The organism is Hyphomonas sp. L-53-1-40, assembly GCF_000682775.1.
Lineage (GTDB): Bacteria > Pseudomonadota > Alphaproteobacteria > Caulobacterales > Hyphomonadaceae > Hyphomonas.
Map to the genome: position 1 here is coordinate 18,715 of NZ_AWFI01000015.1, position 25,544 is coordinate 44,258.

Here is a 25,544-nt window from a genome sequence, read left to right on the forward strand (position 1 = left end):
ATGTCGAAGGAAACTCCCCTCCTGCCGCTTGAGGACGCTCGCGAAATGGCCCTGTTCTTCGTGGTTGGTGCGCTGTGCTTTCTTGCGGCGCTGGCGACGCTGTCAGCGAAGTCGACCTATGGTGCGGCGCGCAGCTGGACGGCAGAAGTCGAAGGCGAGCTGACCGTGTCGCTGCCGGATGCTGACCGGCGCGGCGCAGAAGCCGCGCGAAAGCTGATCGAGTCGACCGATGGAATACGTGAAGCGCGCTTGTTGTCGAAAGCGGAAATTGACGCGCTGCTGGAGCCGAATTTTGGTAGCCGGGGCTTGCCGGAAAGCCTGCCCCTGCCACAGCTGATCGCGGTCACCGCCGAGCCGGATGTGGAGTTCATCGGGCCAACACTTGAGCGCCGTCTCACCGAGGCGGGATTTGTAAACGCTGTGGACGAGCATGCCGATTGGGCCGGAGATGTTCGACGCATGCTGGCGATTGCCCGACTGGTGGCACTGACGGCTGTCGCGCTTCTGGCATCAACGGCGGTCGCCGTGATCGCCTTTGCAACACATGCCGCGTTGCTGGCGCGTCGGGATATTGTCGATGTGCTGCATCTGGCAGGCGCGCGGGATCGGTACATTGCCGGCCTGTTCGAGCGACGCTTCTGGTTGCTCGGCATTCGGGCGGGGGCAGTAGGAGCCTTGCTCGCCCTCGGCGCGGCAGCGGCGATGATATTTGCGGTCCATTCCAGCGGGGCGCGAACTGGCCTGCTGCCTGAGCTGAGCCTGGATTTCCTGGACCTGATCATTCTGATCCTGACGCCGCTGATTGCGGGGCTTGCTGCGCGCCTCGCAGCACGTGTAACTGTCATCCGTTCTCTGAAGAGTGTCATGTGAGCGGTGAAAAACGACTGAAGAAACGACGTACCGGCGTGGTGCCGGCGATCGGAGTGGCGGTGCTGCTGTTGGCGGCGCTGGACTTTGTGCTGTTTGCGAACCGCGCCGCGAAGGCTGACCATTCACCAGAAGTCACTGGCGATGCGATCGTAGCGCTGACAGGAGGATCCGGCCTGCGCATTGCTGCGGGCGTGGAACTGGTAACGCGGGGTCGTGGCGCGCGGTTGCTCATTTCAGGCGTGAACCCGGATGTGCCTGTGGAGGATTTGATCACACTGGCGGGGGGCGCCGCCGATGTGTGGGCGTGCTGCGTGGATATTGGCTATGTTGCTGAATCTACGCGGGGCAATGCCGAGGAAACCGCCGTCTGGGCATATGAGCGCGACTACAAGAAGCTGATCATCGTGACATCTGACTATCACATGCCGCGCAGCCTGATCGTATTGCAAAAGTCGATGCCTGATATCGAGTTGGTTGCGTGGCCTGTGCGCACGGTGAATGATCCTGCTTCAATTTGGAGCGATCCTGATTCCTTTCGTGGCGTATTCCTCGAATGGGCGAAGTGGCGCGTGACGACGTTCGAATGACCGGTTATCTGGTAGCGCAATGATGATGTTTCGTTCGATTCTGTTCGTAATTTGGATGTACGGCCTGATGGCCGTTCTGGGCCTGCTGGCCCTGCCGGCATTGCTGTTGCCGAAATCGGTGACGTTCTGGGCGATCAGCTTGTATGCGCGTGGCCTGATCTGGGGGCTGAAGGTGATTTGTGGCATCCGCGTGGAAATACGCGGACGCCAGAACATGCCGCGTGGCACGGTGCTTTATGCGGGCAAGCACAATTGCATGCTGGACGTGTTTGTTCCTTTTCTCGTGATGCCTGCGCCCGCGATCATCCTGAAACAGGAATTGCTCTGGTATCCGTTCCTCGGCTGGTACGCGCTGAAGGCGGCGATGATCCCGATTGACCGAGCGGGGAATACGAGAACGCTGAAGAAGATGGTCGCTGCTGCAAGGGGGCGCGCCGACGATGGTCGCCAGATCGTGATCTTCCCGGAAGGGACACGCACGGTGCCAGGGGCCGAGCCTGCCTATCACGCCGCCGGTATTTCGGCGCTCGCCAAGGGTATTGAGGCGCCCATCCTGCCGGTGGCGACAAATGCAGGCCTGTGTTGGCCGGGTCGAGGATTGAAGCGCAACAAGGGGACGATCATCTACGAGATTCTGCCGCCCATTCCGGCGGGCCTGCCACGCAAGGAATTGATGAGCCGACTGCAATCGGAACTCGAGACCGCATCAGACGCTCTTGTTGCCGAGGGTCGCACCGTGCAGGGTCGCCTCGCCCGCTAACTCGCTTCAGGACACGTCAATGGTCGAGCCCTCTACCACCCGGAAAAAATCTCGGTTCTGGCTCTATGCGCCATTTGTCCTGCTGCTGATCCTCGTCGGCGCGTGGACAGCCTATTGGTTCATTGCGAAAGGCCAAATCGACAAAGGCATTGATGAATGGATAGCGGCTGAACGTGCCAATGGCGCTGAGCTTGAGTATTCCTCCAAGTCGCTGGGCGGGTTTCCCTATCGGTTCGAGCTGGTCGTGAACGATCCGACCTACCAGCCGGCCGGTGCACCCCGCTGGGAAGGTGAGCAATTGCGCCTCGTTATGCAGCCTTGGAACTGGCAGCATGTCATCGCATATTCGCCGGGCCGGAACCTACTGACGGAGGCAGGCGGACTTCGTCAGACCGTGACACTGGACAAGACATCCGCCGCCAGCCTCTCCTGGAACAGCGACACAATTGAGCGCATCGGCCTGCAAATGGGCAATGCGACTGCGCTGATTGACGGTGAGACCTATGCGACGACCGGGTTTTCCCTGAACCTGAAACCGCGCGAAGGCGCAGAAGATGATTTGATGATCGCCCTGCAATGGGACCGACTGACCATCAATGCGGCCCCGGCAGGTGCAGAGTTTCTTGGCGACACGATTGGACCATCACGCCTGATCGGCGAAGTGCGCAGCTTCTTTCCGGCCTGGATTCGCAGCGGCGGCGATCCGCAACGCTTCCATCGCGCGCTCGTGCAGGAAGATGGCGCAGTCGAAATTGCGCAAGGTCTGCTTGATTGGGGCCCGCTGGATCTCGGCGTAAAGGGCGATATCAAGTTCGATGACGGCCTGGCGCATGGCTCTCTAGGGATGCGGATAGAAAGCGCGGACGAGTTGCGCGACGCGCTGGGCGCCTCTGGCCAGTTGGGACAGCAGGAAAATGCCATGCTGACCATGCTGGAAACCTCATCTGCGGATGGCGGCTTCCTGACCTTCACCATCAAGGACAGTGAAGTGAGGATGGGGCTGATCCCGGTCGGCACACTGCCAGAGCCGGGATATTGACGGCGCCCTCGCGGCGGGTGCTGGGTGCGGCCTGCGAGACACTGACCGCTGCAGATCCCGCACTGGCGAGAGCCTATGACGAACTGGGTGTTCCCGAATGGCGGGTGGGTGAGCCCTGCTATGCGGCGCTTTGCCGGCTGATTTCCTATCAACAACTCTCTACCACGGCTGCCGGCAGAATCTGGGAACGCACCCAGGCGATGTTTGGCGAGGTGACACCGGAAGCCGTTCTGGCTGCGGATCCCGAAGATATTCGGGCGTGTGGCATGTCCCGCCCCAAGGTTCGGCACATGATCTCGATTGCCGACGCCATGACCACAGGCAGGCTCGATCTTGAGCGTGTTTGCACGTCTGATCTGGATGTTGCGCGCAAGGAATTGGTCTCGGTGAAGGGAATCGGCCCGTGGACTGCGGAATTGTTCCTGCTCTATTCGGTCGGCGCGATGGACGCTTTCCCGGTGGGTGATGTTGGCTTGATGGAAGCGCACAAACTGCTTCTGGAGGTCGAAACCCGTATGGAAATCAAGGAATTCACCGCGCATGCCGAGTGCTGGCGACCCTATCGTGGCGTGGCGGCACATCTGCTCTGGGGATGGATCAACGACCGGCGCACCAAGGCGGCCCAGCCGAGCCCTCAGGTCTGACCATCTGGACAGCGTTGCAAAACACCGCAACTGTCATAATCTCATTATGTGAATCACCTAAAGCAGGGGCGAGACGAAAAGGAGCTACGCCTTCAGTCGGTTCAAACAGACATACCTTCTCAGTGTCATGGCGGTGACCCATGGCTGAGATCATTTCGGCCCCCCCGAGCGGCCGGCCCGCTCTGGTATTGAACGCTGATTTTCGGCCGCTCTCTTACTATCCCCTCTCTTTGTGGCCCTGGCAGGAAGTGGTGAAAGCCGTGTTCCTCGACCGTGTCGATATCATCGCGGAATATGATTATGTTGTCCGCAGCCCGAGCACGGAGTTCCGCCTGCCAAGCGTTATCGCGTTAAGGGATTTTGTCCGGCAGGACCGCCCGCCGGCCTTTACCCGGTTCAATGTCTTCCTGCGCGACGGTTTTGAGTGCGCTTATTGCGGCACGTCAGAGCATCTGACCTTCGACCATGTCATCCCACGCTCCAAGGGCGGGCGCACGACATGGGAAAACATCGTCGCCGCCTGCAGCCCCTGCAATCTCCGCAAGGGCGGCAAATTGCTCAAGCATACCGACATGCAGCTGATGCGGCCCCCGGCGCGGCCGAACAATTACCAGCTGCAGGAGATTGGCCGGAAATTCCCGCCGAACCACCTGCATGAGACGTGGATGGATTATCTGTATTGGGACATCGAACTGGAAGGCTGACCCAAGGGGTCAGCGCCAGTCATAGGCAAGGCGCGCCTGTTCTATATGGTCGAGCTTTGCGTGTAACGCGGACCAGTCGTCCGACTCGGCGATGGGCGCCCAGACGGCCTCGACTTCATCGATCACCAGGCTGACCGGGGCAGGGGCCTGAAAGTAGGCATGCTGAAGGCGTTCGGGCCGGACCGGGCTACGAGCGACCAGCGCGTCTCGCACAGGCGAAAATCGTTCTTCGTTATAGAGCGCTGCCTGGGGGGAGGCGACGGCCCGTGAGGTGCTTTCATGACCGCCAAACCAGTCGAAGAAGGTTTGCGGCCAGCTCGCACCTGTCTCGGTCATCCACGCGTAGAATGCCTGCAGGAACTCCGTATCCGCATCAGGATCACCTAATGGTACAATGCCGAGCATGGCATGAGTGTGAGAAATGAAGCTTTCCTGATAGGCGCGTTCATAAGGCTTGAGACCAGTGGCGAGGTCTTCCGCCCCAGCGAGGGGCAAGAGGGCGGAGGCGAGTTGTTGGAGTGCCCATCCACCCTGCAGGGGTTGGCGCCCGAAACGGTACAGACCCTGCTGGTCGAAATAGGCGGCGGTGAAGTTCGGATCGGAAATCGGCAGGAACCGCCACGGACCGAAATCGAATGTCTCGCCTGTAATATTGAAATTGTCCGTATTCATCACGCCATGCACGAAACCAGCGGTCATCCATTGCCCGATCATGTGACCGGTCGCGGACGCTATGGCCGAGAGCATGTTTACCGTCTTGCGACTGACATCCTCATCCTTCGCCAGAGGATGGAAGTTCGTCACCACATAGTCGACGAGCCGGGCCAGATCATCTGGCTGTTCGAGATAGGCGAGGCGCTGGAAGCTGCCGAAGCGGATGTGACTGTGTGACAGGCGAGTGAGTACGGCAGAGCGAGTCGGGGAGGGTTCATCGTTCCGGGACAGCTGTTCGCCGGTCTCTATGAGGGCGAACGGCTTGGAGGTGTTTACGCCAAGGGCTTCGAGGTAATTCGCGGCAAGAATCTCGCGCACGCCACCCTTCAGTGTCAGGCGGCCATCGCCTTGGCGACTCCATGGCGTCTGACCAGACCCCTTCGTGCCTAGATCGAGCAGGCGTGAGTCCGTGTCGCGGACCTGTGCAAACAGGAAGCCGCGTCCATCGCCCAACTGCGGATTGTAGGTGCCGAACTGGTGGCCATGATAGCGCAGGGCGAGGGGCTGTTGCAGATTTTCGGGCAGGGGCGTGAACTGGCCGAAATGGGTGGCTTGATCAGCCGCATCCAGATCGCCCAGACCTACCTCGTTAGCCCAACGCGTGTTCCAGTACCGTACTGAATGTTTCGGGAAATCCGCAGAATCGACGGGATCGCCTATAAAGTTGGCTATGGCGAGAATGGGGGGTGTCTGGGTCATGCGCTCTCACATAGGGCCTGAATGAAGAAAGGGCGACCCGCCGGGCCGCCCTTTCCGAAAAGATTGAGAAGAACTGATCCTAGTATTCGTAGGTCAGTTCGAGGCCAACAAGGCGACCTTTCTTGAGCGGGGAGAACGTACCACCGGCCGGAAGGGCCTGGTAAGTATAGTTCACACCGGTCGAGAGCGGGCCCGGGAAGGGAAGCTGGGTGTCGTTACCCGCCTGAACTTCGTCGAGCAGGTTCTTGCCGTAGATCGATGCAGCAAGGCCGTCGACAGGCGTTTCCCATGTCAGGTTCGCGTCCAGCATGTTGGCCGACTGAACCCAGCCGAAGTTGCTGTCTGTATACGCGATGCGATCGCGATACTGGTAGTTCACCTGGCCGATGAGCGCACCGGAATCACCCAGATCGACATCCTTGATCAGGCCGACGCCCCAAGTTGCCTGTGGCACGCGTGGAAGGTCGAGTGCGAGATCGCTGTCACCAACAACACCGTCCGCATCGAGATCGAAGAACACGTCATCATAGGACGCATCGATCATGCCGACATTGAACGTGGCGAGCCAGGAGTCTGCGAAGGCAACTCGGCCATCCACTTCAACGCCCGTGATGGACGCATCGGCAGTGTTGATGATGTTCTGGACCACGCCGGATGAACCAGCGGTGTTGACCTCACGCTGCATGTTCTGGATTTCCGTGTGGAACACGGCACCGTTGACTTGGATACGACCGTCTTCACTGCTGGTCTTGAAACCAACTTCGAAGGCGTCGACTTCTTCCTCATCAAATCCGAAATCGCCGGTCTCGGCCACGAACTGGTAGAAGATCGGGATATCGGTGATCCGGAAGTTGTAGCCACCGGAGCGGAAGCCTTTGGTGTAGTGACCATAGGTCTGCAGATTGTCGTTCCAGAAATACTGCACGCCGACTTTCGGAGTCCAGTTCGACCATTCATTGCTGTCGCTGAAACCGTTCGGCTCCTGTGCGGCACCGCCGGTGATCAAGGAGATCAGCGCGTTGGTGCCATCCGGCGAACAGGTGCCGCTGACGACAGAGCATTCGCCGCGTGGGCGGATGTAGACGACGTCTGCGTCTTTCTCTTCGTTGGAATAGCGAAGGCCGACAGTACCAACCAACTTGTCCGTGAAGGCGTAATCGACGTTGGCGAATGCGCCCCAGACTGTGTGATCCTGACGTCCACCACCATAGAAGCCCCACGGAATCGATGCCGGCAGGGTTGCCGGGCGGGTCGTCGGCAGGTTGCGTGTTTCAGTGTAGGCGATTTCCTGCTCGAAATAGTACAGGCCTGTCGTCACGTCTGCTTTGCCGAACGTACCGGCATAGCGCAGTTCGTCAGAGATCTGCTCCTGTGTCAGCTCTGCACCGGAGTGAAAGAGCGTGAACGGGGTCGCGTCAATATCGCCGACTGACTGGGAGTCGTAGTCACGATAGCCAATGATGTTGGTGATCCGGCCGTTGCCGAAATCGACATCATAGTCGGTGCGAAGGGAGCCGAAGATGGTTTCGGATTCCGCCAGACCTGGCTCGTCGATCGAGAAATCAAACGTGTCACGGTCGAAATAGGACCGGTTCTGGCCCGACGGGCCGTCGCCGCGGCTGTCTGTGTATTCGATCTTGCCGAGGAAGGAGAGACGCTCGGTTGGCGTGAATTCCAGCGCGCCGCGATAGGTCGCGGTCTGGAGTTCGCCGTGATTGTCACCATTGTACTGGTTCTCGAAGTAGCCGGCATCGCTTGTATAGGAAGCGCCGATCTTGCCGTTCAGCACGCCTTCAATCAGCGGGCCGGAGACATAACCCTGCACAGTGGCGCTGGCGCCACCACGGTCTTCATCCACAGGGCCATCGACCTTGGCACCGAGCTTGTAGGTGAATTCGTCGGTCGGATTGCCTGAGTTGATGACAACCGCACCACCTGTTGTGTTGCGTCCGAAGAGCAGGCCCTGAGGGCCGCGCAGGATCTCGATGCTGTCCACGTCGAACAGGTCGACGACGACGCCGCTATTCACGCCAAGATAGACACCGTCAACGAAGACACCGACGGCCGGATCGATCGATGGGATGGACGAGTTCACGCCCAGACCACGAATGGCGAAGTTCGCCGTGCCGCGTGACGTGCCCACATCATCCAGCGAAACGTTCGGGGATGAGTAGGACAGGCTTTCCAGCGTCGTGACGTTCAGCGCGTCAAGTGTGTCGGAATTGAAGGCCGTAACCGCGACGGGCACGTCCTGAACATTCTCGACGTCTTTTTTCTTTGTGGCGGTGACGGTGACCGTTCCAAGGACGCGATCGATTGCCGATTCGCGCTCAGTTTCGGCTTCCTGTGCCTGAGCATTGGTCGCAATTAGAAGGACGGCAGAAGCCGTCGCAAACAACGATTGTTTGAGATGCATAGCAGTTTCCTGATTGTAATATTATAGTTCCGGGAGGGTATTTCGGAGCCCGCTCTTGGCGGCGGGTGCAGTTAAAAATAATCGCTATTTCGATAGATTCAGCCTCAAATAACGAGTCTGTCGGGGATTGTTTTTTACTGTAACATTTGCGCCACAATCAGGCCATTTCCGACCTAATATGTTCAGAAATTGTGCAGGTCTGGATCACGCGCCGAAGTAAGACAACGTTGTAATCGTAACTTCCCTTGAGGAAGCCGCGGCGATTTGTTGCACCGCACAACAAAATTACCCTGTTTCCGTCCGTAAGCGAGCATATGCTGGCTGCGAGTGAGACATGAGCTGAACACTAGATTCGGCCGCTCACACCACGGGAGGAAGTATATGAAACACCAAATGAAAATGTGGATAAGTGCGTCTTGCGTTGCGCTGGCAGTCGGTATGCCAGCCGTCGCGCAGGAGGAAGACGGGAGCGAGCTGCGCCAGTCGACTGTTACGGTTACTGGTTCGTTGATCGCGGGTACGCCAGAAGATGCCGCGCTGCCAGTCGACGTGCTGACCGCCGCTGAATTGAAGCTTGAGGGTTCGCCATCGATAACGGAACTGATCCGGAATCTCGGCGTGTCGTCGGGTGTTGATGGACAAACCAATCAGTTCGCCTCGAACGGCCTGGAAGGTACGTCCAACGTCAACCTACGCGGGCTTGGCCCAGCCAGGACACTGGTCCTGATCAACGGACGCCGCCAGACCTATCACCCCTATTCGATTGGGGAGCAGGCGCAGCTCTTCGTGGATACGAATATGATCCCGAGCGCCGCTGTCGGCCGGATCGAAGTCCTGAAAGACGGTGCGGCCGCAATCTACGGGTCTGATGCCATCGCCGGCGTTGTGAACTTTATCACGCGCTCCGACCTCGACGGGTTTGAAATCGGCGGGGATTACTCGCAGTTCGACGGTACGGATGGCGACTACAACATCAATGCCGCCTACGGCATGCAGGGCGGAAGCTGGAACTGGGTGACGTCGGTCGGCTACAACTCACGTAGCGAAGTGCCGCTGCTCGAAAAAGACTGGGCGATCTTGCCTTATGCTGACAACCCTGTCGGTGGCTGGTCCTCGCTTTCGAATCCGGGCCGCTATGTCGCGCTCGGTGCCACGGGTGTGATCGGCGCTGTGAATACCGAAGCAGGCTGTGAAGATGCTGGCGGGTTCATCAATCCGAACACCGCGCAGTGTAACTTCCAGTTCACGCAGTTCGACAATCTGGTTGAGGAAGAAGAACGCTACCAGGTGTTCTCTGAGTACAACCGCACATTTGAGAATGGCGTCGATCTGCACCTCGAAGCCCTATACGGTTACAGCGATGTGCCATCCTGGAAGACATCACCTTCGTACCCACCACAGGAGCTGGCAACCCAGGTCGTGCCGGTGTCCAATCCTGGTTTCCAGCAATACATGGCCGACAATCCGGGCGACTTCCCTGCTGGCACACTGGCTGCGCTCTATATCGGACGTTCCTTTGGTTGGGGCGGCTACCCTGGCACCGGCGGAGCTCAGGAGGGCTTCCGGACCTATAAGAGCCACCGCCTTGCAGGCGACCTGACGGGTCAGTTCGAGAACGGCCTGACATGGGACACAGCGCTCAGCTATTCCTCAACCGAGGGTGAGCGTCTGACGAACGATACCTACATTCTCGGCTTTACGGCCGCGCTGAATGGCTATGGTGTCTGTACAGATCCTGTAACTGGGAATGATCCGGCGACTGGCAGCCAGCCATTTGCCGCCGGCTACACCGGATCCCTCGTGGCAGGCGCTGGAAGCTGTGAATACTACAACCCGTTTTCCAATGCGATTCCATCCAGTGCGATCACGGGTGCTGCCAATCCAAACTATGTTGCTGGGCTCGAAAATACTGCCACGCTGGCCGACTGGCTGACGGATGGAAACAGCACGACCGTCACAACCGACCTGTTGGTATGGGACGCATCTGTGTCGGGCCTGAGCGGTGTTCAGGCGGCAGGTGGTGAAATCGGCTGGGCTGTCGGCGCGCAAGTACGCCGGGAAAGCTACAAGGTCGAGCCCACTGCATTGACCGACCTGACGGTTACGCCCGGACCGGGTGGTACAGGCCCTTATTCGTTCCTGGCTGGAACTACGCCAGCAGACGAAGACCAGACCATCTATGCGATTTTTGGTGAATTGCAGGTACCTCTCTATGAGGACATCGATATGCAGGTCGCCATGCGGTACGAGGATTATGGCGGTGATGTCGGATCCACCTTCGACCCGAAGGTTGCGATCAAGTGGCAGGCCAACGACAACCTCGCTCTGCGCGGCTCGGCTCAGACGTCGTTCCGTGGACCAACCCTCAACCAGTTGAGCGGTGCGGTGACCACGCTGCAATTCGTGGCGCCGACCTCCGCCTTCAAGGCAGTTGACCAGTTTGGCAACGGTGCACTGAGCCCGGAATCGGCGTTCAGCTTCAATGTGGGGGCGCTCTTCGACAATCAGAACGGCTTCTCCGCGTCGCTTGACTACTACAATTTCGACTTCTCTGATCCGATCATTGTTGAAGACCAGGCGTCTATTGTGAGCGCTGCAGTTGCGGCTATTGGGGCAGGTGATACTGAGAATCCGATCCTCTCACGGATTACATTCCAGGATCCGGCCAATCCGGCCGCGTCCGGAATTGCTCGTATCGAGACCAATGTCGTGAATGGTCCGGACATCAAGACGTCCGGCGTCGATGTTCGCGCCGAGCAGGTCTGGGACATGGACAATTCGGCAGCCTTCACCCTTGGTGGCGAAGCGACTTACATAATCGAGTATGATGTCGACGATTTCGAAATCGAAGGCGTGATGATTGCTGGTGGTGATCGGGTCGGCCAATTCAACCGGTCGAACTTCTCCCGCTCGCTGCCGCAGCTCAAAGCCAACATCTTTGGCAACTATGAGCTCGGTGATCACAACTTCCGCGCTGTGATGCGTTACATCGATGCATATGACGATGAGCGTGGCGACCTGACTGGCAACAACACGACGGAGATCGATAGCCAGACGACGTTCGATCTGTACTACACTTGGCAGTCGACCGCTTGGGACCTTGACCTTGGTCTGTCAGTGGTCAACGTGACGGATGAAGATCCGCCATTTGCACAGTTCGATCTGAACTATGATCCCTATACCCACAATCCGTTTGGCCGCACATTCAAGATCAGTGTGACCAAGCGTTTCGGCGGCAGCAACTGATTGCCATCGAATGCAGCACTGGGGGCGGCCTTTGGGTCGCCCCCTTTTTTATGTCGGGATGTCAGATGGCGCCAAGTGCCCGGCCAGCTTCAACGCCGGCATCGCGGATCGCAACGCGCACGGCATCGGACAGGGCGGTCATATTCATGAAACCATGTACCATGCCCGGGTGTTCGCGCACGCTGACGCGCACGCCAAAACTCGCCATCTTGTCGGCATAGGCGAGACCTTCATCCTTGAGCGGGTCCCAGCCGCATAGCACGAAGTGCGCCGGCGGAAGGCCCTTGAACGCATTTGGTTCTGCGAAGAGGGGCGAGACACGCGGATCCATTCGTTCGGCATCATTCCCGATATAGGCATCGCGGAAGTACTCGAACAGATTGGCCGATATGAAGAAGCCACCTTCCTGAAAGCTCATCTTCTTCGTCCGGATGTCCACAAACTGAACAAGCGGATAGAGCAACAGCTGGAAGGCAGGGCCCTTTTGGCCCGTCCGCAACAATTCCTGAGCCAGAAAGGCTGACAGGTTTCCGCCAGCGCTGTCGCCGCTGACCGCCAGCCGGTCCGGATCAACCCCGCACGTTTCGGCATGGGTGGTGATCCAGTTCCATGCGGCGAGGGCATCTTCATGGGCCGCGGGAAATTTGTGTTCCGGCGCGAGCCGGTAGTCGACCGCGATCACCCTGGAGCGCGCGCCTTCGGCCAGCCGTTTGCAGATCATGTCATGGCTGTCCAGGTCACCGAGCACAAAGCCGCCGCCATGAAAGAAGATGATTCCCGGACCGGGCGGAATGCCCGCGCCGAGGGGGGTGTAGATGCGTGCCTTCATCGGCCCGCCGGGGCCGGGAATGGTGATCAGCGAGATATTTGCCATCTCCGGGGCGTCACGCTCGATCGCGCGACTGGCGACATAGAATTGCTGGCGCAGACGATCGACCGAGCCTTTCCAGTCAACGGCGGAAAAGTCCGGCATCTGGAATTTGTCCATGAATTGGCGGAAGGTATCATCGAAGCCCATGACAGGCTAAATGGGGGTAAATTCCGGCCTTGTGAAGACGGCAATACGCCGCCAAGATGACCATATGAAAACCGTTGACGTCTTTTGGTCGTTTCGTTCGCCCTATTCCTATCTCGCGACCAAGCGCCTTCGCAGCATGAGCAATGTCTGGGATGTGCAGGTGCGTCCGCGTCCAGTCTATCCGATTGCCATTCGAACCCCGGAATTCTTCTCCGAAATACGGCCGCAATGGGTGCCTTATCTGATGAGGGATATTGTCCGCCTGTCGCAATATCTGGGGCTACCGCTCGGAGCGCTCAATCCGGATCCCGTCGTCATGAACATGATGACCCGCGAGATTTCACCGGACCAGCCGCATATTGGACGGCTGACCCGTATGGGCATTCTTGCATGTGAGGTTGGCGACGCCGAGGGGTGGGCCTTTATGGATGAAGTCTCCAGCCTGATCTGGTCAGGAGGGGCTTGGACCGAAGGGACTGCTCTGGCTGAAGCTGCGGCGCGTGCAGGGTTTGACCTCGCTGATCTAGACTCTCGGCAAGAAGCCGAGAAGGATCGGCTCGAAGCTTTGATTGCCGAGAACCAGGCTGCTCAGGACCCGCATCATTGGGGTGTGCCGCTGATGGTGTTCGAAGGGGAGGCCTTCTTCGGTCAGGACCGTCTGGATGTGCTGGAATGGCGACTGGAACAGTCTGGCGTGCAGCGCCTGTAACTTAGAAGCTCGACAAGTTCTTTAACTGGCTGAGGTCTCCGCCGCTGAAATCCGCAGAACGAACCATTTCAGCGAATGCGCGGCCCTTGGTCCCTTGGGGCAGGGTTTTCAGCGCGGTTACGGCGGTCGCGCCCAATTGGCACATATCGAGGGAAGCCAGCGCCGATTTCGACGGTCCTTCCGGTCCGGAGGCCAGCAGGAGTGGCATAATTTGTGGATCCGACATCAGGGACATCGCGACGCCCTGAAGTGCCGCTTCATCGCGAGACGTCAAGTTGCCGTGCTTTACGGGACGCGTTTGGGCATCTTCGATGGCCACAAGCGCTATACTGATTGACGCAAAAGAATAGTCGGTCAGTTCGGAGCCAAGATCTGCGAGGTCGGATGCGGCGGCCATCTGACCCGACAGGCCTGACGCTGTGTTGAAGTCCTGATATCGGCTGCCTGCACACCAGCGATGCTTGGAACGCGAAGCGCTTTTGAGCTGTGACCGGGTCATATCCAGCCAGTCATCGACATGGCGCATATTAGCCTTTGCCAAGTCTGACTTGTGCCGGGTCAATACTTTGCCAGCTTCTTCAATGGCAATTTTCGTATGATCGTATGCGTCGGCTTTGGCGAGCCGCCGATCCAGACTTGCGCGTGCCGCGGGATCGACGCGGCTGAGGGCGGACAGGAATGACTTGGCCGATTTTCCCGAGAACTCCGGATATTCCATTTCTGTTGTGCTGGCAGCGTCTTGCGCCTGGGCAAGTGTGTGAGCGCTTCCCGGCGCAGCATGGTTCGCTGAATGAGGCAGGTTGAGCACGGCGAAGAATGCGCCTGCCACCACGGTCAGGGTGATCGCTCCGAAAACAAGCGTATTTCCGCCTGATGATTTTTCCCCGCCTCGCGCGTCAAACGTCATTATACGTCCCCCGATACAACATAGATTATATCGGGAAAATACTGACAAAGACTTATCGAGACTGAAAAACCCTGTTGCTTCAAAGACTTCGCGATCAGGTCGCGTCAGAAGTATCTCAGGCTTCGGCCCGTACTGCAGCGACCACTAGCGAAAGCGCACGGTGCATCAGTTCGTCATCCAGGGCCTCAGCCATGACCCGGATCAGGGGTTCCGTGCCCGATTTGCGTACAACCATCCGGCCGCGCTCGCCCAACAGCTCGTCCGCTTGCGTCAGGGCATCGCCCACGCCCGCGCTTTCAAGGGGATTGGAGCCTTTGAAGGGAATGTTGACCAATTCCTGTGGTGCAGGCTCAAACACTCGCATGATACTGGAAGCGGGCCGATCACTGGCGGCGAGCGTCTTCAGCACTTGCAGCGCGGCCAGCAGGCCGTCGCCTGTGGTAGAGACGTCGGACAGGATGATATGGCCGGACTGTTCGCCGCCCAGATTGAAACCATGTTGGCGCATATGTTCGCCGACATAGCGATCGCCCACTTTGGTACGGGCGAGGGTGAGATCCAGTCCCTTGAGATATTCGGCAAGCCCCATGTTCGACATGATCGTGGCGACCATGCCACCCCCCTTGAGACGGTTGGCGCGATGCAGTTCGCCCGCGATGAGCGCCATGACCTGATCGCCATCCACTTCTTCACCCAACTCATCAATCACGATAACGCGGTCAGCATCGCCATCGAAGGCGATGCCAATGTCCGCACCCGTCTCAGTGACGGTAGACTTCAGCAGGCCGGTGGCTGTGGAGCCGACCCCTGCATTTATGTTCAGCCCATCGGGCGTGTCGCCAATGATTGTTACGTCGGCGCCCAGTTGGCGCAGTGCCGCCGGGCCAACTTCGTAAGCCGCGCCATGCGCGCAATCCAGGACGATCTTCAGGCCAGAGAAATCAATGTCCGTGCCCACCGTTTCAAGGCAGCGTTCCAGGTAGAGAGTGGTTGCGCCCTTCATGTGATGCGGCGTTGAAATGGCGGGTGGCGGGGCGAAGTCGCCTTCAAAGGCTGATGCCATGGCGGCTTCCAGAGCCTCTTCTTCGGCGTCCGTAAGCTTGATCCCAGCGGGACTGAACAGTTTGATCCCGTTATCGTCTGATTTGTTATGTGAAGCCGAGACCATCAGACCGAGGGCGGCCCCGGTCTCGCGTGTCATCAAGGCGACGGTAGGAGTGGGGACAATGCCCAGCAGCACGGGTTTGAGCCCTATACTGCTCAGGCCTGCAATCAAGGCTGCTTCAATCATCTGGCCTGAGCGGCGTGTGTCACGACCAATGACGACTTCACGACCGCCATTCGGAGCAAAAGTGCGGGCTGCAGCAATCGCAAGCCGCAAAGCGGATTCTGCGGTCATGGGCGGTGTGTTCACGCGCCCGCGTATGCCATCGGTTCCAAAATACTGTCGTGCCATGATCCAAATCCTTCGCCTGCGATTCTTGCAGGTTTGATGAGAAAAATCGAGATCGGGCCTCAGGCGGGGCTGACGTCGCCATATACGATGAAATGCGGATTGTCGTACCCTCGACCGGTTTTGCCATAGAGCAAGGGTGCGCCTTCTTCTGTCAGGACGCGGCCACCAGCAGCTTCCACAACGGCGTGGCCCGCCGCGGTGTCCCATTCCATGGTGCGACCCATGCGGGGATAGAGGTCAGCTTCTCCGGCCGCAATCAGGCAGAATTTCAGGGAAGAACCTGCACCAACTGTTTCGGCCACATTGAACTTGCTGAGCCATTCATTCGTTTCAGGTGAGCGGTGGGATTTGGACGCCACAGCGGTCAGGCCAACTTCGGGCGCAGGCCGAATCTTCAGCGCTTTGCGGACCGTTGGAAGCTCGCCGCCGGGTTCAGCCGTGGCTTGCCAGGCGGAATTGTGGCTTTCCGCAATAAACAGCCGGTTCTTGGCTGGCGCATACACAACACCCATGACTGGGCGGCCATGTTCTATGATCGCCACATTGACGGTGAATTCGCCATTCTTGTTCACGAATTCCTTGGTGCCATCGAGCGGGTCAACCAGCGCAAACCGATAACCATGTTCGGGCACCTTGCCTTCACTGAAGGATTCCTCTGCCACTACGGCGAGATCAGGTTCTGCTTCAGCGAGACCTTTCAGGATCAATTCTTCCGCGCGCTGGTCGGCTTCAGTTACTGGTGACGCATCGCCTTTGTGTTCCACGCCGAAGTCGCTCGCATAGATATCCATTATGAGCTTGCCGGCATCGAGGGCAATCCGGCCGAGTTGGTCCGCAGTAATCGTCACTATGTAGGGTCCCCTGATCAAATTCCGGCCCTTCCTGTCAGCCGCTCCGAGTTGAAGCAACCCAAAAATGCCCGCGGCGTTGACGCCGGAGGTCCGCATCGGCAAACTTGGCGCTCGGTCGTCAAAGAGGGTGAAGATGATCTCACGTCGACACATGATGCTTCTTGGAGGCGCTGCTGCCATGCCGTGGCCGGGGCATACCCAGGAAACTCCCGCAAAGCCTCGGATTGCCCTGATCATGGGGAATGCAGCCTATTCCAGTGGTATTGGCACATTGGCAAACCCGGTCAATGATGCGGAGTTGGTGGCTCAGGGGATTGCAAGTTGCGGCTTTCGACTCGTGTCAGGTGACATTGTCCGCGATGCGAACCGCTCAACCATGATGGCTGCGATCCGGGACTATGTGGACGTGCTGAAAGAAGCGGGTCCGGATGCGATGGGCTTTTTCTACTATTCCGGTCACGGGGCCGCGCGGGAGAACGAAGGCAATTACTTGATTCCGGTCGGAGAAAGCGACGTGCTGGACGATGCCCTGTGGGATGATTCGGTGTCGCTCGACTGGTTGATGCAGAAACTGGATGCGCTGGACGCCCCAAGCGTCGTGGCGATTGATGCCTGTCGAAATGTGCTGCAGCTTCCGGAGGCGCAGCGCTCGCTTGGCGGCGGCGAATCCTTCCGAGGATTACGCCGCACTGCCGGCGGGGCGGGGGAGCGCAACATGTTCCTGTCCTTTGCAACCTGGGAAGGCGAAACGGCAAGCGATGGTCGCGCAGATGACGGGAATGGGCCTTATGCCAGCGCGCTCAGCACGCGCCTGAGCAAACCGGCAACCACCGTTCGGGACATGTTCGAACAGGTGCGTCTCGATGTGTTGGAAAAGACTTTTCAGCGTCAGGAGCCCATGAATCTTTCGCGGCTGCAACGGCGGTCGTCTGACATCAAGATTGGCTCGTGGGAGTTGGACCGGGTCGAGATGACGCCGGGTGGAGCGCGCTGGCCGCTCCGGCAAGCCCTGGTGATTGCGAATTCGTATGCGGAATCACAGACCTTCTCTCTGTCTGGTACCCATACGGACGGCGAAAAAGTTCGCGCCGCACTGGAAGCCAGCGGGTACAGTACAGTGTATGTTCCCGACACTGAGTATTCGGACTTTTTCAGTCATGTGGATGCTTTCATTGATCGCTTGAGAGTTGCCGGGCCGGCTGCCGTGGGGCTTGTCTATTTTGCGGGATACGGCACCGATATTTCGGGGGACAATTACCTCATGATGGAAGGCGAACTGCCGCGTAATAAATTCGAGGCGGCACAGTCATCGGTTCGACTTGGTGACCTGGTTACGCGTCTGGAAAGTTCATCCGCCCAGGCGATTATGGTTTTGGCGGATTGCGGACGTCCATTTAACGGAATGGGCCACCGGGGCGGTGATCCCGGCTTCAACGAAGACTTTGGTCGGGACAATGTGGTCGTCGCATATGCGGTTGCGCCGGGCACACATCGATTGAACCCGCAGACGGATTCGGAATTTGCGGGCTCCTTCTCCCGGATTATCCAGTCCGAGGACCGAATTGATATCGAGACGGTCATGCGCCGCGTTGCGTTGGATGTTCAGGCGCGCACGGACGGGGCGGAACGGCCCTGGTTCCAGACGTCTCTCGACCTGCCGATCTTTTTTCGGGCGGATATCCGTCCAGAGGACGAGACCACACAGATGGGGCCGGAGGACACGTATGCTCCGCCGTCCGACCCGTACCCTTAGTTGCTCTTGATGACGTCCAGCAGTTCGACTTCGAACATCAGGTCGGCATTTGGCGGGATTGGACCGCCCGGTGTGCCTTGCGCGCCATAGGCGATATCTGACGGGATATACATCAACCAGCGATCACCCGGCTTCATCATGGCGAGCGCCTCTACCCAGCCGGGGATCAGGCGATTGGAGGGGAATGTTTCCGGTTGCCCGCGCTGAAAGGCGCTGTCGAACATCTCGCCGGTCTCCACAAGGCGGCCTTCATAATAGACAGCGACCATTTCGCCATTTACCGGGCTCTCGCCAGCGGCATCTCCGCTCTCCAGCACGACGTATTGCAGGCCGGACTCTGTTTTCTGCACTTCTGGCAGTTCTGAATTCCACGGTGTGTACTTTTCCCACGCTTCAGCGTCGGCGGATTTCGGTTCCATCACTTCCACCAGTTCAACCTGGAAGACGAGATCGTCACCAGCCTTGATGACGTCACCGCGATTGCGATTGCCATAGGCCAGAGCGTTCGGAATGTAGAACAGGTAGACGTCGCCTTCAGTCATCTGTTGCAGACCCTGCGTCCAGCCCGGGATGACCTGATTCAGGCGGAACATGGAGGGGGAGCCGCGATCATAGGAGGAGTCGAACTTGTCGCCGCCAGCCGTGCGGCCTTCATAGTGCACGCGCACCATGTCTGACGGCACAGGACTGGCACCGCCATCAGGGCCTTCTTTCAATACGATGTATTCCAGACCGCCCATGCCGGTTTCCACGTCAGAACGTTCAGCGTCCCAAGGTAGATAGGTTTCAAATGTTGCATCCAGGTCAGTGGTGTCGGGAGTGCCGCCGCAGGCAACAAGCAGAGCGGCCGCGAAGGCTGCGATTATGGTCCGGATCATGTAACTCTCCAGTTGGCTGGGATGTTCAGGCGGGTTTAGTCAGGTCTCGCCACCAAGTCACCTTGGCGGCTGATATATCGATCAAAGTGAGCGCGGAGGATAGCCTGCCTGCGCCAATGCATCGATCACTTCCTGCGTATGCTGTGCGTCGCGTGTCTCAATCAGGATATCGAATTCCGCCCCCTTGGCGGGCACATCCAGCGCGATCCGATTGTGCGCAACTTCCATGATGTTGGCACCCTGGTCGCCAATAATCTTGGAGACGAGTGCGAGCAGGCCGGGCCGGTCGTCGCCGATGATCCGGATAGAAGTCAGGCGGTGTTCACGGACGAGAGCGCGTGTCAGCACTGAGGACAGCAAGCGCGTGTCGATGTTGCCGCCGCAGAGCACCAGACCGACCTTGCGGCCTTGAAAGCGGGCGGGATGAGCAATCAGGGCTGCGAGGCCGGCCGCGCCTGCGCCTTCGGCGATGGTCTTCTCGACTTCCGCGTACAGCGTGATGGCGCGCTCAAGATGTTCTTCTTCAACGAGAACGATGTCGTCGACCAGTTCGGCGCAGATCTGACGGGTCAACTCACCTGCTTCCTTCACGGCGATGCCTTCCGCGATCGTCGCGCCCCCGGTTTTTGGCGTCTCACCACGAAGAGCGGCATGCATGCAAGGATACATTGCCGCCTCCACGCCGATGATCTGGATATCCGGCTTCAGGGCTTTTGCCGCAATGGCGATACCGCTGATCAGTCCGCCCCCGCCAATCGGGACAACCAGCGTGTCGAGATCAGGTTGGGCTGCCAGCATTTCCAGTGCGATCGTGCCTTGGCCCGCGATGATGTCCGGATCATCAAAAGGATGCAGGAAGGTAAGGTTGTCGCGCTCGCAAACCTCCATGGCATACTGTTTGGCTTCGTCGAAGATCAGCCCCTCCAGCAGGACGCGTGCGCCGTGGCTACGCGTATGCTCGACCTTGCTGAACGGGGTGGTCTTGGCCATCACGATGGTCGCCGGGATACCCAAGCGTCGCGCATGATAGGCCACGCCCTGTGAGTGGTTGCCAGCAGACGCCGCGATCACGCCACGTTGTTTCTGGTCGTCGGTCAGTTTTGACAGCTTGTTGAGCGCGCCGCGCTCCTTGAATGCCGCGGTGAATTGCTGGTTCTCGAACTTCACCCACACTTCTGCGCCGGTAATATGAGACAGGGTCCGAGACAGGTTCAGCGGTGTGTGAACGATCTGGCCTTCAAGCAGGCTGGCGGCCGCTTCGATATCGGACAGGGTCACGGGAAGATCTGGTGTGTGGGTGTCGGGCATGATGAGCCATTCTTGAGGGTGCAAAACGCGCGCACCCTATGCGCGCGGTCCGACAAGGGCAAGGCTGGAACTACTCCTGCCCGTCGAGGCTTTCAATCCATTCCCGGACCAGCAACAGGCCGTCTTCATCAATCACGCTGCGGCCGAGTTCCGGCATCGCGATACCCGCTTCGTCAGAGGCCATGCGGAAGACCAGGATCGAATGGTCGGGCTGACCCGGTTCGACGACCGTGCTTAGCCCGCCTGAACCGCGCCCGGCGGCAGTCGGATGTTTGCCGAGACCAAGCTTTACAGGCTCGGTTTCGGTCCAGGCGAGCCAGAGGCCGGAGTTGGAGGCGGATCCATCGGCCTTGTGGCAGTGGGCGCAGTTTATATCCAGATATGCGCGGGCGCGAGGCTCGACAGCAAGGCTCGCATCCCAGACGGGAGGGACCACGGGTGGATGAGCCGGGACACCGTCGATTATGCCGCGGGCCTGCCAGTTGGAGAGTTGGCTGAAGCCTGTCGGCCCGTCATGATTCAGGTTTCGCGCTTTTGGCCCGATCGGTAGAACCGTATCTCCGCTTTGGTGGCAGGTCTTGCACTGGTTCTTGTTCGGTATGGCGTAGCGAATGCCCAGAGGCGTTCCGGAAGGGTCGATCATGTCGATATTCACTTGCTTGCCCGCGGGCGCGTAGGTCGCCTCGGTGCCGGACTCGTTCCAGATGTAAGGAAACGCGGCCCAACCATCTTCCTTGTGAATCAGGAGCCTTGTCTCCACCTTGTACTGATCTGCGTCGGGCGTCCGCATGTCCGGCGCGAAGGAAAAGGTTTTTACCAGTACGGTACCGACAGGAAAGCTGAAGACTTCCTTGTCCGAGTAGACTGCCTGTTCGCCACCCGGCACAAAAACAAAGCGATGCTTTACGGCGTGGTCGGAGAAGAGGGGATTTACGAGGTCATATGCCAAGACCTCTTTTGCGGGCGTCGCAGCGGCGCTGTCTGTAAACAATCCGTATTCTGATAGCGTTTTGGCGGGCGTGTCGCTCAGGATTGTTTCGAGTGATGGCGCGGCCGCGCGATCATAACCGCCACAGGCTGATACCAGCAGGCAGGTAATCAGAGAAAGGCGCGCAATCATCGTAGCGCCCGCTAGTTTGCATCCTGTGGCAGTACGACTGCCGATGGCTGCTCCACGGGGGTAGCACCGGGACGCTGGTTGGATGGTGCGATGCTGGCTGGATCAGCAGGATATTTGCCAATGCCCAGATCGATGAAGCCGACCGACTCATCCTCCTGAATTGAGATATTGGTTGTCGGAACACTGCCGCCTTCCCATGCGACCACGCCATCGCTGACGATTTCCGGCAGGATGCCTCCCATGGCTTCGGCGATGGGTTGCAGCATGCCTTGGGGGTCGTCGCCGCCACCAGAATAGGAATTGCCAACAAGGACGACATCACGAGGCACAGGGTTATATGTTTTGTCGCTGAAGGGTTCAGGATAGGCTGTCATCAGAATGTGGGCCGAGCGATTGTTTGAGAAATTGTTCGAAAACACGTGCACGTTACGGTTGGCCATGATGATGACGCCCGTTCCGGATGGCACGCCTGCCACAATATTACCGGCAGGGGCGAAGTTACGGGTGTTGTTGTCGATGATCTGATTGTCGAAAATGCGCGTCGAATGTCCGCTCGTTTGCGGCAGGTCAGGTAGATCGAAAACAAGAATGCCGCCAGTATTGTGCTGGGCAATATTTCCGTAAACGTCCGCATTCATCGAATTTTCTATCTCGATGCCGGCAACATTGTACTCCGCAACCGAATTGCGAACGATGATGTTTTTGGACTGGCCGACATAGATACCCGCATCGGATGCACCGCGTACAACAACGCGCTCGACGAGCACGTCTCGTGATTCGACCGGGTATACGCCGTACGCGCCATTACTTTCATCGGGATCGCCAGACCATTCCACGATCAGGTCGCGATAAGTGATCCGGTCCGCTCCTTTGGATTTGATGCCGTCGCCCTTGGTGTCGCGAATGGAGAATTCCGCCAGCGTGACATCGTCCGACGTAACCAGAAGGCCCTCGCCGGCACCGGTTTGGCCGGAGAAATCGAGTATCGTCTTGTCCGATCCGGCGCCAATGAGAGTGATGCCGTCCACGTCGAGGGAAAGCCCGGTTTCAAGTCGGAAATGGCCTTCAGGAAGCTCGACGGTGCTGCCGGAAACAGCCTCGATGAGGGCTGTCTGCAAATTTGTAGCAAAATCACCTTCGGCCGAAACTATGCCAGCGGCAGGGGCGGCATCATCTTTTGGTGCGGAATCGCCGCATGAGGCCAGCGCGGCAATACTCAAAGACACAGAGCCCAGAATAATGCGTTTCAAAGTTCAACCCTCCCCTTGGTTTGAATCGAATTTCAATCCAAGGGGAGGGAAAGGCAAGTATTAGTTTGAAATCGTATCCTAGTGCACGCTCAGGGGTTTGAGGTCGTGCGACCGGGCGGCAGCAAAGGCGGCTTCACGCCCCTGGACTACGGCCAGGCGGACTCCGTCGGCAGATGCCACGACGAACAAGTCTTCAGGCTCGTCGATCTGGTCGATGGCGTTCGCGGGAAGAATCCCCGAAAGCTCGCCGGCATCAAGATGGCGGATATATACGAAGGCATCGTTTTCAAACGGGTTCGTTTTCAGTTCTGTTGTCATCGCTCCAATCCTTTCCGTCGCAAGAGACAGACATGCCGAACGTCGGAACGATCTGTTCCACTGTTCACAATAAAGGTGGGGGATAAAGGTTCCCGTTCAAGGCCGACATTAGGGCATCTTGAAGGCATCGCATCACGATGATGTGCTACTGTGCAGCCGAAATATTCATGTGACGTTCAGGACATCGACTTCCCGCGCGAGCCAGATTTGCGCAACGAAGAAAATGGTGGAGCCAGACGGAATCGAACCGACGACCTCTTGCATGCCATGCAAGCGCTCTCCCAACTGAGCTATGGCCCCGAACCGGAAGCGACGCAGTTACATCCGCCGCTTCCGTGATTCAAGTTTATTTTTCATCATCCTCGTCATCGAGCGGCAGATCGTCGTCATCATCATCGCCATCTGCGTCGATTTCGAAGTCGGTATCGTCGTCGTCATCCAGCAGGACGTCATCGTCATCATCGTCGACACCCTCCTCGTTGAAGCCGGCAGGAACCTTGGCTGGTGTGTCGCCGTCCTCGTCGTCTTCGGATGCGCCTTCCAGGATCACTTCTTCTTCGTCGCCGCCAAGCTCCTTGGCAGCTTCCTCGTCGACTTCATCATCCTCGTCGTCGTCATCATTTGCGCGTGCGGCTGAGTCGTCCTCGTCGTCGTCATCCTCGTCATCATCATCGGTCTTGACTGCGGCCTTAGCAGCCTTGGCCTTCACTTTTGTGATCGTGGTGCGGATGACTTCGTCTTCCGGGTCAAACTCCTCGCCACATTTCGGGCAGACGCACGGGCGTTTGTTGAGGTCGTAGAAGCGTGCCTCGCAGGACGGGCAGACCTGTTTGGTTCCAAGTTTGTCTTTCGACATGGGAGACAGCCTCCTTTAAGTCTTCTCTGAATTTGATATGGCCGGGCGCTTGCCATGAACGCCGCACGCTGTCAAAGCCCCATTTCACGTCGTCAATCAACCACGGAATGTACCTGAAATGGTCTGGACCAGCCGACCCGTAAAAAGTCTCAAGGGCGTTATACGTGCGCCGGGTGATAAATCCTGCTCTCACAGGGCACTTATCTTCGGGGGGCTCGCAGCAGGAAAGAGCCGATTTACCGGACTTCTGGAGGGCGAAGATGTGCTCCGCACAGGCTGGGCGATGGAGGCCCTGGGTGCAACGGTGAAACAGACGGGGCCGGGCGCCTGGGAAGTTACCGGTGTCGGAGAAAAAGGACTGGTCCAGCCGACCAAAGTACTGGATTTTGGCAATTCGGGCACGGGTTCGCGCTTGATGATGGGGTTGGTGTCCGGCTATCCGATCAATGTGGAGATGACCGGGGATGAGAGCCTGCGCTCGCGTCCCATGAATCGGATTTTGAAACCCTTGCGCCTGATGCGGGGCCTGGATACGGCGGGGCCGGACGGTCAGTTGCCCTTCGCGATTGTTGGGACCGAAAGTCTCAAGGCGATCACCTATGTGCCACCTGTTGCATCGGCTCAGGTGAAATCGGCCGTGTTGCTGGCGGGACTGAACGCAGAAGGCACCACCATCGTCGAAGAAGCGCGCCAGACACGCGACCATACCGAACGCATGCTACGCGGCTTCGGTGTTGCGGTTGGTACCGAGCGGATTGGAAGCGAAGGTGTCCGCGTTTCACTGGCGGGCGGACAGATGTTGTCAGCGATTGATGCGGCTATTCCAGGAGATCCGTCTTCCGCCGCCTTCCTGGTCGCGGCCGGTATCCTCTCGCCGCAGGGCGATGTGATGGTTGAGGGTGTCATGTCCAACCTCACGCGTTCTGGCTTCTATGATGTTGCAAACCTGATGGGCGCGCATCTGGGCGCGGAAGAATTGGGGGATGCTGCTGGCGAGCGGCTGATCAATATCCATGCGGGGTCGGCGCATCTCTCGGGCAAGGCGGTTCCGGAACGTCTTGTGCCTTCGATGATTGATGAATTCCCCATCCTTGGTGTCATGGCGGCCTTTGCTGATGGCGAGACGATTGTGACCGGTGCCGAAGAGCTTCGCGTCAAGGAGTCGGACCGGATTGGTGCTGTTGTTGCCATGCTGCGTGCCAATGGGGTTGAGGCCGAGGAACGCCCAGACGGGTTCGCGGTCCAGGGCTGTGGCGGCCCGCCTCCGGGAGGTGGCCTGGTCGAGACGCGTCATGATCATCGGATTGCGATGAGTGCGCTGGTCATGGGAACGGCGTCTCAGAATCCCGTGCGTGTTGACGACATCTCGATGATCGCGACGAGCTATCCGGACTTCCTGAGCCATATGGCCGAGTTGGGCGCGGAAATAACGGAAGGCTGA

General features: G+C 58.5%; 22 protein-coding genes and 1 tRNA gene. 10 read left to right on the forward strand and 13 right to left on the reverse strand.

The genetic code is table 11. The features are described 5' to 3' along the window. The 6 genes from L53_RS09220 to L53_RS09245 all read left to right on the forward strand — a co-directional run bounded on the left by L53_RS09220 (position 1) and on the right by L53_RS09245 (position 4,604). Positions 1-870, forward strand: coding sequence for an ABC transporter permease (locus L53_RS09220; RefSeq protein WP_034814509.1), 870 nt, complete (start codon positions 1-3; stop codon positions 868-870). Beyond that, positions 867-1,457 carry a YdcF family protein gene (locus L53_RS09225; protein WP_051607767.1) on the forward strand — a complete coding sequence of 197 codons (591 nt, stop codon included), beginning with the start codon at positions 867-869 and terminating at the stop codon, positions 1,455-1,457. Before L53_RS09220 ends, L53_RS09225 begins: the two co-directional genes overlap by 4 nt. Before the next feature lie 19 nt (positions 1,458-1,476). Further along, positions 1,477-2,217: a 1-acyl-sn-glycerol-3-phosphate acyltransferase gene (locus L53_RS09230; protein WP_034814511.1), complete on the forward strand. Its 741-nt coding sequence runs from the start codon at positions 1,477-1,479 to the stop codon at positions 2,215-2,217. Positions 2,218-2,236: 19 nt separating this feature from the next. Then, the gene (locus L53_RS09235) at positions 2,237-3,256 is read left to right on the forward strand and encodes a DUF2125 domain-containing protein (RefSeq protein WP_034814513.1); all 1,020 of its coding nucleotides are present in this window, start codon (positions 2,237-2,239) and stop codon (positions 3,254-3,256) included. Beyond that, positions 3,253-3,900, forward strand: coding sequence for a DNA-3-methyladenine glycosylase (locus tag L53_RS09240; RefSeq protein WP_034814515.1), 648 nt, complete (start codon positions 3,253-3,255; stop codon positions 3,898-3,900). Before L53_RS09235 ends, L53_RS09240 begins: the two co-directional genes overlap by 4 nt. Before the next feature lie 140 nt (positions 3,901-4,040). Beyond that, positions 4,041-4,604 carry an HNH endonuclease gene (locus tag L53_RS09245; protein WP_034814517.1) on the forward strand — a complete coding sequence of 188 codons (564 nt, stop codon included), beginning with the start codon at positions 4,041-4,043 and terminating at the stop codon, positions 4,602-4,604. Positions 4,605-4,613: 9 nt separating this feature from the next. Here L53_RS09245 and L53_RS09250 read toward each other — a convergent pair whose 3' ends face one another. Beyond that, positions 4,614-6,017 carry a protein adenylyltransferase SelO family protein gene (locus tag L53_RS09250; RefSeq protein WP_051607768.1) on the reverse strand — a complete coding sequence of 468 codons (1,404 nt, stop codon included), beginning with the start codon at positions 6,015-6,017 and terminating at the stop codon, positions 4,614-4,616. Positions 6,018-6,096: 79 nt separating this feature from the next. Further along, a complete protein-coding gene (locus tag L53_RS09255; protein WP_034814519.1) occupies positions 6,097-8,433 on the reverse strand; it encodes a TonB-dependent receptor in 2,337 nt (778 codons plus the stop codon). Between the two features lie 381 nt (positions 8,434-8,814). On the opposite strand from L53_RS09255, the gene L53_RS09260 reads away from it, so the two are divergent. Beyond that, the gene (locus L53_RS09260) at positions 8,815-11,679 is read left to right on the forward strand and encodes a TonB-dependent receptor domain-containing protein (RefSeq protein ID WP_034814521.1); all 2,865 of its coding nucleotides are present in this window, start codon (positions 8,815-8,817) and stop codon (positions 11,677-11,679) included. Between the two features lie 61 nt (positions 11,680-11,740). Here the strand turns inward: L53_RS09260 and L53_RS09265 are convergent, their stop codons facing one another. Beyond that, the gene (locus tag L53_RS09265) at positions 11,741-12,697 is read right to left on the reverse strand and encodes an alpha/beta hydrolase (RefSeq protein WP_034814523.1); all 957 of its coding nucleotides are present in this window, start codon (positions 12,695-12,697) and stop codon (positions 11,741-11,743) included. Between the two features lie 64 nt (positions 12,698-12,761). Between L53_RS09265 and L53_RS09270 the strand changes: the two genes are divergently transcribed. Next, positions 12,762-13,406, forward strand: coding sequence for a DsbA family protein (locus L53_RS09270; protein ID WP_034815118.1), 645 nt, complete (start codon positions 12,762-12,764; stop codon positions 13,404-13,406). Position 13,407: 1 nt separating this feature from the next. On the opposite strand, the gene L53_RS09275 is transcribed toward L53_RS09270, so the two are convergent. The 3 genes from L53_RS09275 to cysQ form a co-directional block, all read right to left on the reverse strand. Then, positions 13,408-14,313 (reverse strand): hypothetical protein, encoded by a 906-nt coding sequence (locus L53_RS09275; protein ID WP_034814525.1) that lies wholly within the window; start codon positions 14,311-14,313, stop codon positions 13,408-13,410. A gap of 115 nt (positions 14,314-14,428) precedes the next feature. Next, the gene (glmM, locus tag L53_RS09280) at positions 14,429-15,769 is read right to left on the reverse strand and encodes a phosphoglucosamine mutase (RefSeq protein ID WP_034814528.1); all 1,341 of its coding nucleotides are present in this window, start codon (positions 15,767-15,769) and stop codon (positions 14,429-14,431) included. 59 nt (positions 15,770-15,828) lie between these two features. Further along, positions 15,829-16,620, reverse strand: coding sequence for a 3'(2'),5'-bisphosphate nucleotidase CysQ (gene cysQ / locus L53_RS09285; RefSeq protein ID WP_034815120.1), 792 nt, complete (start codon positions 16,618-16,620; stop codon positions 15,829-15,831). A gap of 133 nt (positions 16,621-16,753) precedes the next feature. On the opposite strand from cysQ, the gene L53_RS09290 reads away from it, so the two are divergent. Beyond that, entirely contained in the window at positions 16,754-18,373 is a 1,620-nt protein-coding gene (locus tag L53_RS09290) for a caspase domain-containing protein (protein WP_198019781.1), read from the forward strand. Here L53_RS09290 and L53_RS09295 read toward each other — a convergent pair. The 7 genes from L53_RS09295 to L53_RS09325 all read right to left on the reverse strand — a co-directional run bounded on the left by L53_RS09295 (position 18,370) and on the right by L53_RS09325 (position 24,103). Continuing rightward, positions 18,370-19,251: an FKBP-type peptidyl-prolyl cis-trans isomerase gene (locus L53_RS09295; RefSeq protein WP_051607769.1), complete on the reverse strand. Its 882-nt coding sequence runs from the start codon at positions 19,249-19,251 to the stop codon at positions 18,370-18,372. The genes L53_RS09290 and L53_RS09295 overlap by 4 nt on opposite strands. Before the next feature lie 81 nt (positions 19,252-19,332). Next, on the reverse strand, positions 19,333-20,559 hold the full coding sequence (locus L53_RS09300) for a threonine ammonia-lyase (RefSeq protein WP_034814532.1): 1,227 nt from the start codon (positions 20,557-20,559) through the stop codon (positions 19,333-19,335). A gap of 70 nt (positions 20,560-20,629) precedes the next feature. Further along, the gene (locus L53_RS09305) at positions 20,630-21,679 is read right to left on the reverse strand and encodes an SO2930 family diheme c-type cytochrome (RefSeq protein WP_034814534.1); all 1,050 of its coding nucleotides are present in this window, start codon (positions 21,677-21,679) and stop codon (positions 20,630-20,632) included. An 11-nt stretch (positions 21,680-21,690) separates the two neighbouring features. Then, positions 21,691-22,929 carry a parallel beta-helix domain-containing protein gene (locus L53_RS09310; protein ID WP_034814536.1) on the reverse strand — a complete coding sequence of 413 codons (1,239 nt, stop codon included), beginning with the start codon at positions 22,927-22,929 and terminating at the stop codon, positions 21,691-21,693. A 78-nt stretch (positions 22,930-23,007) separates the two neighbouring features. Further along, positions 23,008-23,247, reverse strand: coding sequence for a DUF1150 family protein (locus L53_RS09315; RefSeq protein ID WP_034814538.1), 240 nt, complete (start codon positions 23,245-23,247; stop codon positions 23,008-23,010). Positions 23,248-23,471: 224 nt separating this feature from the next. Beyond that, positions 23,472-23,547 (reverse strand) — tRNA-Ala (locus L53_RS09320). A 46-nt stretch (positions 23,548-23,593) separates the two neighbouring features. Then, entirely contained in the window at positions 23,594-24,103 is a 510-nt protein-coding gene (locus L53_RS09325) for a TIGR02300 family protein (protein WP_034814540.1), read from the reverse strand. A gap of 118 nt (positions 24,104-24,221) precedes the next feature. Between L53_RS09325 and aroA the strand changes: the two genes are divergently transcribed. Further along, complete coding sequence (aroA, locus tag L53_RS09330; protein ID WP_034814542.1) at positions 24,222-25,544, forward strand: 3-phosphoshikimate 1-carboxyvinyltransferase; 1,323 nt, start codon at positions 24,222-24,224, stop codon at positions 25,542-25,544.